Origin of the sequence: Micromonospora sp. KC207 (assembly GCF_004348615.1) — a bacterium.
Taxonomy (GTDB): Bacteria; Actinomycetota; Actinomycetes; order Mycobacteriales; family Micromonosporaceae; genus Micromonospora.
Genome location: NZ_SMKJ01000480.1, coordinates 1 through 3,073 on the forward strand (window position 1 = coordinate 1; position 3,073 = coordinate 3,073).

Sequence of the window (3,073 nt, forward strand, 5' to 3'; positions counted from 1 at the left end):
CGCAAACACGGGGGCGGGCGCACAGACGGGGCAGCTCCAAAGGCCACGGACCCACCGACCGCCGGGGAAGCTGCCGCAGTTGACCCTGGCGACCGGCCGCACCCGCAACGAAGACCACACCCGGAATTGGAGATTGCTTCGTACGCGGAGGCGGCGGACGGCCGCCGCCGGTTAGGCTTGGTGATGGCCATCTATTACCAGGACGACGCGGTGCAGGTCACCTCCGAGTCGATCCGGGTGAGCGGCCACACCATTACGCTCGCCGACGTCACGTACGTCTGGCACGCGCGCGGGCCGACCACCCTCGCCGTGCGTGGCCGGGTGATCGGCCGGGGCGTGCTGGTGCTCCTGCTGTCGCTACCACCGCTGGTGGCGCTGATCTGCGTGGTGTCGCTCGCCTGGTCGGCGCAGGACCGGGGCAACTGGACGCTGGCCCTGATCGTCCTGGCCGCCTGCGCCATCGGCGCGCTGGCCCTGGTGCCGTTCCTGGAGGTGCCGCTCGGCTGGCTCGACCGCTCGTACGAGCGGGGCAACCGGGTCAACGAGCTGTGGGTACAGCACCACGGCCGCGAGGTGATGCTGCTGAGCACGCCCGACGCGCTGCGCTTCGGGCAGATCTACCGCGCCGTGCAGCGCGCCGTCGAACAGCAGGGGGACCGGGGCTGACAGGGCGGTCCTGGCCCGCCCGACGCACACTGGGAGGCATGGTGATTCCCCTCCCCCGACCGTCCGCCGTCGTCGGCCTCACCCGGTCCGCCCTCGACCAGGCACTCGGCTCGGCCGCGTCGTTCGCCGCCGTCCCGGCCCGCGCGTTCGCAGTGCTCGACGGGGTGGAGGCGCTGCTGGCCCGGATCCACGCGGTGGTCGACCGGATCGAGGAGACCCTGGACCGGACCGACCGGGTGCTCGACAGCGCCACCGAGGTCGCCACCGCGGCGGCCGCGGTGGTCGGCGAGGCCGGCGCGGTGGCCCACCGCGCCGCCGAAGCCGTGACCGCCGCCAGCGACACCGTGACCGCCGCCGGCGGGGCGGCCGGCACCGCAGCCGAACTGCTCGCCGCGTACGAGCCGGCGCTGCGCCGGGGCGCGCCGATGGCCACCCGGTTCGTCGAGCAGCTCAGCCACGAGGAGGTGACCGCGGCGATCCGCCTCATCGACGAGCTGCCCAGGCTCAAGGAGCACCTGACCGCCGACGTCCTGCCGATCCTGGCGACGCTGGACCGGGTCGGCCCCGACCTGCACGATTTGCTCGACGTCACCCGGGACTTGAAGCTCGCCGTGGCCGGCATCCCCGGCCTCGGCATGCTCCGCCGCCGGGGCGAGAAGCTGACCGACGAGTGACTCAGGCGGGCGGGGCGTAGAGCTGGTCGATCTCGGCCCGGCTGGGCAGGGCCACGGACGCGCCGAGTCGGCGCACGCAGGCCGCTCCGGCCGCCGCCGCCCAGTGCACCGCGGCCCTCAGGTCCCGCCCCTCGCCCCAGGCCACCGCGAGAGCGGCCGTGAACGCGTCCCCGGCGGCGGTCGAGTCGACCACGTCGACTTTCACCGCCGGAACGTACACCGGCTCGACGTCACGCTCGACATACCAGGCGCCCTCGCCGCCGAGGGTCAGCACCGCGCGGGGCACGAGCGCGAGCAGCGCCCCCGGATCGTTTCGCCCGCCCCCGGTGAGCGTCCGCGCCTCGTTCTCGTTGACCACCAGCAGGTCCACGGCGTCGAGCAACTCGGCCGGCACGTGCCGCGCCGGCGCGGCGTTGAGGATCACCCGAGTGCCGGCGGTGCGGGCGGCCAGCGCCGCCTCGGTCACCGTCTCGACCGGGATCTCCAGCTGGGCGACCAGCACGTCCGCGTCGCGTACGGCGGCCAGCTCGTCCTCGGTGAGGCCGGTGAACGCGGCGTTCGCGCCGGGGGTGACCAGAATCGCGTTCTCGCCGTCGGCGCTGACCATCACCAGGGCGACGCCGGACGCCCCGTACACCACCCGGAGGTGACCGGTGTCTACGCCCGCCGCCGTTATCCGGGCCCGCAGGGTCACCCCGAACGCGTCGGAGCCGATCGCGCCGAGGAAGGCGCAGGACGCGCCGGCCCGCGTGGCGGCGACGGCCTGGTTGGCTCCCTTGCCGCCCGGGACCATGACGAAGTCGCTGCCGAGCACCGTCTCACCGGGGCGGGGCAGGCCCCCGGCGGTGGCCACCAGGTCCATGTTGGCGCTGCCCACGACGACGACCCGGGTCTGCTGCACGGTTTGCCTCCCTTGCTCCGGCCTCGGGGACTCGGGCCTCAGGCTGCGCGGGCCGTCCAGCGGTCGCCGTGGCGCTCGACCGTCAGCGGCAGGCCGAAGGTCTTGGAGAGATTGTCGGCGGTGAGGGCGTCACCGAGCAGCCCCTGGGCCACCACCGTGCCCTCGCGCAGCAGCAACGCGTGGGTGAACCCGGGCGGGATCTCCTCGACGTGGTGGGTGATCAGGACCAGCGCCGGGGCGTCCGGGTCGTACGCCAGCTCGGCCAGCCGGGCCACCAGGTCCTCCCGCCCACCCAGGTCGAGCCCGGCGGCGGGCTCGTCGAGCAGCAGCAGCTCGGGATCGGTCATCAGCGCGCGGGCGATCTGCACCCGCTTGCGTTCCCCCTCGGACAGCGTGCCGTAGGCCCGGTCGGCGAGGTGTCCGATGCCGAGCTGGTCGAGCAGGGCGCGGGCGCGGGCCTCGTCGCTGCGGTCGTAGCTCTCCCGCCAGCGCCCGACCACGGACCAGGCAGCGGTGATCACCACGTCGGCGACCCGCTCGTCGCCGGGCAGCCACTCGGCGAGGGCTGCGGTGGACAGGCCGATGCGCGTGCGCAGCTCGTTGACGTCGGTCCGGCCGATCCGTTCGCCGAGCACGTGGGCGACGCCGGTGGTCGGATGCAGTCGGCCGGCGGCCAGGCTCAGCAGGGTCGTCTTCCCGGCTCCGTTGGGGCCCAGCACGACCCAGCGTTCGTCCAGCTCGACCCGCCAGTCCACGTTGTGCAGCAGCGCGGTGCCGGACCGGCGTACGCCGACACCGTCCATGCTGACCACCAGATCCGCGTCCACGGGGG

General features: G+C 74.1%; 4 protein-coding genes. 2 read left to right on the forward strand and 2 right to left on the reverse strand.

Translation table 11 applies throughout. The features are described 5' to 3' along the window. Positions 1-183: 183 nt before the first annotated feature. The gene (locus tag E1258_RS31500; protein ID WP_132407494.1) at positions 184-666 is read left to right on the forward strand and encodes a DUF6232 family protein; all 483 of its coding nucleotides are present in this window, start codon (positions 184-186) and stop codon (positions 664-666) included. Positions 667-704: 38 nt separating this feature from the next. After that, positions 705-1,340, forward strand: coding sequence for a hypothetical protein (locus tag E1258_RS31505; protein WP_132407496.1), 636 nt, complete (start codon positions 705-707; stop codon positions 1,338-1,340). 1 nt (position 1,341) lies between these two features. Here E1258_RS31505 and E1258_RS31510 read toward each other — a convergent pair whose 3' ends face one another. After that, the gene (locus E1258_RS31510) at positions 1,342-2,241 is read right to left on the reverse strand and encodes a ribokinase (RefSeq protein ID WP_132407498.1); all 900 of its coding nucleotides are present in this window, start codon (positions 2,239-2,241) and stop codon (positions 1,342-1,344) included. 38 nt (positions 2,242-2,279) lie between these two features. Further along, complete coding sequence (locus tag E1258_RS31515; RefSeq protein WP_243715810.1) at positions 2,280-3,068, reverse strand: ABC transporter ATP-binding protein; 789 nt, start codon at positions 3,066-3,068, stop codon at positions 2,280-2,282. Positions 3,069-3,073 lie beyond the last annotated feature (5 nt).

Coding starts and splice junctions, on each gene's coding strand:
- E1258_RS31500 (WP_132407494.1), top strand. CDS start 184: ATGGCCATCTATTACCAGGACGACGCGGTGCAGGTCACCTCCGAGTCG.
- E1258_RS31505 (WP_132407496.1), top strand. CDS start 705: ATGGTGATTCCCCTCCCCCGACCGTCCGCCGTCGTCGGCCTCACCCGG.